The sequence below is a fragment of the Thalassospira sp. UBA1131 genome (assembly GCF_002311515.1).
Lineage (GTDB): Bacteria > Pseudomonadota > Alphaproteobacteria > Rhodospirillales > Thalassospiraceae > Thalassospira.
This window is the reverse complement of the sequence record NZ_DCAO01000009.1, coordinates 17,100-20,436: the sequence shown is the minus strand read 5'-3', so window position 1 is coordinate 20,436 and position 3,337 is coordinate 17,100. Positions and strand designations below refer to the sequence as shown.

Below are 3,337 nucleotides of genomic sequence, written 5' to 3'. Positions count from 1 at the left end.
CGCCATGGTGGCGTTGTTTTTTTATCTGTGTGATTGATCAAAGGAGATCGAAGACATGACGGTTATGTCCATCAAGGGCCTGCGCGCCGTTGTTGCCGGGGCGGCACTTGCGCTGATGGCGGCTTGCACAAGCGGCCCGGTTGCGACCTATCCCGATGTGACATGGCGCCATCTTGATCCGATTGTCTTTGCTGCCGGTCCGATTGAAAAGGTTGCGGCCTGGTCGGACAATGAGGACGGATCGATCCAGTCGTCCCTGCCGTTCAATCTGGGCCGCATGGCGATGAACTGGCCCGATGACCGCATCCAGACGGCGGGCACCAATGACATGCTGCGTTATAGCGTGACCGAGGCCTCGGTGACTTCGAACGCGCTTAAAACCACCAAGGGCATCAAGGGTGTCTTTACCGACGATCAGTCCGACAAGATTGACCTTAAGGTCGCAGCCAAGCTTGAGCTGCTGGACCCCAATGGCATGCAGAAGGGCGAGGTAACGGCAATGGCGGAACGGTCGCGTACGCTTTCGGAATCGATGTCGGTCGCCGAACGCGAACAGGCGGTCTATGACGCCACCACGGCCCTTTTGATGGATCTTGATCGCGAAATGGAACGCCAGATCAACAACAATCTGGGACGTTTCCTGTTGCGGTGATCGACGTCCCGTTTGGGATTTGAACAAAACCCAAAGGCCGCGGTGATCTGTCATCGCGGTCTTTTTTGTTGCGCGTCCCTGCGACACGCGGGACAAACATCAGGTTACGATTGCCAATTGCCAGATTGTGCCAAGCCTTATGTTTGAAATCCCGTTGCCCTTTGTTGTTGCCTTGTTGCTGGCGATTTTGCTGGTGCGCCTGACCCTGCGCGGTCCGGCCGGGCCGGTTGGGCGGAGCATGCGGATCTTCGTTGCCGCCAGTCTGGCACTGGTGATCATGGTCGGGCTGCGCTGGCAATTCGATCTGCTGATTTTCCGTTTTCTGCGCCCGTTGTTTGCCGCCATGCTGCCGCCCATCGCCTGGATGTGCTTTGCTGCACTCGGTTCGAAGGAGCGGTCGCAAACCAGATGGCGGTGGCTGCATGTTATTCCGGTTCTGGCGATTTTCATCGCAAGTCTGACCTGGCGGCAATGGCATATCCAGGTTGATTTCCTGATTGCACTGCAATTCGCCGGATATGGTATTGCCCTGATGGTTCTGGCCAGTCGCGGCGAAGACCGTTTTGCGCAGGCACGGCTGGGCGATGTCGGATCGGTTCGGGGTATTGTTGCCGTGGTTGGCGGGGCGCTGATTTTCTCAGGGCTCGTCGATGGGTTGATCGCCCTTGATTTCAGCATCACCCAGGGCACAAACGTCGCAACAATCGTCGGCTCTGCGCAGTTGGTTGTTCTGGTGGTGTTGGCGTTGTTGATGGTCCGGTTGGAGCGGCTTAGTCCACAGACCACGCAGCTGACTGACAGTGTGACCGAACCTGCACCTGCGCAGCACAAAGACGATCCGCAAGACAACAACGACATCGCCGAGGATGATGCCATTCTTGCCGCAATCGATGAGGTGATGTGCGCGCAGCATCTGTATCGCGATCCTGATCTGACACTCGATCGATTGGCGCGCCGGGTGGTGATCCCGGCCCGGCAGATTTCCGGGGCGATTAACCGCCGTTTCGGGCGCAATGTGTCACAGGTCGTCAACGAATACCGTGTGGCAGAGGCGCAGATGCTGCTGCGAACGACCGATAAGCCGGTGACTGAAATCATGTTTGACTGCGGGTTTCAGACCAAATCGAACTTTAATCGCGAATTTGGCCGGGTGACCGGGATGGGTCCGCGGGCCTATCGCGACGCGGACCCAAATCCTGATCAATCGACCCCAGATCAACCGTTCGGGCCGATCAGGAAGCTGTTTTCAGAGAACGCAGAAAGTCGAGAATAAGGGTGATGGTCTGCTGATGCAGGTCTGATCGATCGGTTGCGTTGTCACCATCCAGACAGATAATGCCATCACCGGGGACGTCCTGTTCAAGCAGGATCGCGGCATTCGGTTTGCATTCGGGCAGGAAGCTGAAATGTGCCGCACCGGGCAAATCATGGTAACGGGTTAAATCGGCCGGCAAATGTTCGATCAGATAGCCCGATTCAAGGTCCTTGGGGATTTTCGGGTTGGGCGCACCGGCGGCAATGACCAGAACCGGGATATCGATGGTCGCCAGACTTTCCGGGGTAAAGCCACGGGCAAGGCCAAGATCAAGCGAGATTGCGCCACGGATCCGCTCATCTTTAAGGTCGGCGGCCAGCTTTGCGCGGTCGGCCAGTGTGCGGCCAACCTCAAGTTCCGCGAGGCCATCGCAGGCGGCGAATTCGGGATGCGCTTGGCATTCCATATCCATCCGATCCATGTCCATTCGCGCCCCGGCAAGCTCAAGTGCGGTCCATCCGCCCAGTGAATGACCAATGACCGTGATGTTGGCCGGATCGATGGCGGGCTTCCATACTGGGTTATCGGTCAGCGATGTGATCACGTGACTGATATCGCGCGGACGGAGCCATAATGCGGATCCGACTTCGGCGGTGACATCGCGGCTGGTGGTGCCGGGGTGATTGATCGCGGCGACCACATAACCCGCCCGGGCGAGTTCCGTTGCAAGCCATCCCTGATTGCGCCAGTTGCCGCCAAACCCGTGCGACATCACGACCAATGGATGGCGCCCGTCCTTAATTTCGGCATCAGGCTGCACCATCTGACCGAAAAAGACCGGATTTTCGCCGACAGGTACGGCTGGGTTTGTGTCGCTGGTCGGATACCAGATTGCACCAACCAATGCGCGGTTCCCATCACTTGCCGCGATGGTGGTTTCGGTGAAACCAACGGCATAGGGCGCGCCATGAGATGGGGTTGCCATGACAAAAGCCGCCAAAGTGGCCAGCGTGGTGACGGTAAAACGCAACATGTTTGATCCTTCGAACCAAATGAAAGGGTGCGATGAGTTTTACCGGTCGGGGGGCTGTTGGCGTCCTTGATCGCGATCAAGGACCTTTCAGGCACAAAAAAAGCCCCGGTCGGTTGGCCGGGGCTTGGTCTTTGATTACGGATCAGGATGGGTCTTAGCGGAACATCATCACCGGCACATGGCAGGACCGGACCATTTCGGTGGTGGTGCTGCCGATGATCAGGTTGCGGATGCGCGAATGGCCATAGGCGCCCATGACCAGAAGATCGATATTTTCCGCTTCGATCTTGTCCTTGATCACGTCTTCGGGTTCGCCCGAAGCAAAGCCTGTATCGACCTCGTACCCCGCCTTGCGCAGGATGGTTGCCGCGTCATCAAGCTTTTCCTGCAAGGTGTC

General features: G+C 57.6%; 4 protein-coding genes. 2 read left to right on the top strand and 2 right to left on the bottom strand.

The features are described 5' to 3' along the window. Window positions 1-55 precede the first annotated feature (55 nt). The gene (locus B3Z49_RS01355) at window positions 56-652 is read left to right on the top strand and encodes a hypothetical protein (RefSeq protein WP_063085856.1); all 597 of its coding nucleotides are present in this window, start codon (window positions 56-58) and stop codon (window positions 650-652) included. Between the two features lie 139 nt (window positions 653-791). After that, window positions 792-1,925, top strand: coding sequence for a helix-turn-helix domain-containing protein (locus tag B3Z49_RS01350; protein WP_296987691.1), 1,134 nt, complete (start codon window positions 792-794; stop codon window positions 1,923-1,925). Here the strand turns inward: B3Z49_RS01350 and B3Z49_RS01345 are convergent. Together B3Z49_RS01345 and B3Z49_RS01340 are read right to left on the bottom strand one after the other, a co-directional pair. Further along, window positions 1,885-2,940 (bottom strand): alpha/beta hydrolase family protein, encoded by a 1,056-nt coding sequence (locus tag B3Z49_RS01345; protein WP_296987688.1) that lies wholly within the window; start codon window positions 2,938-2,940, stop codon window positions 1,885-1,887. The genes B3Z49_RS01350 and B3Z49_RS01345 overlap by 41 nt on opposite strands. A gap of 154 nt (window positions 2,941-3,094) precedes the next feature. Then, a partial coding sequence (locus tag B3Z49_RS01340) for a universal stress protein (RefSeq protein WP_296987685.1) occupies window positions 3,095-3,337 on the bottom strand: 243 nt, incomplete at its 5' end.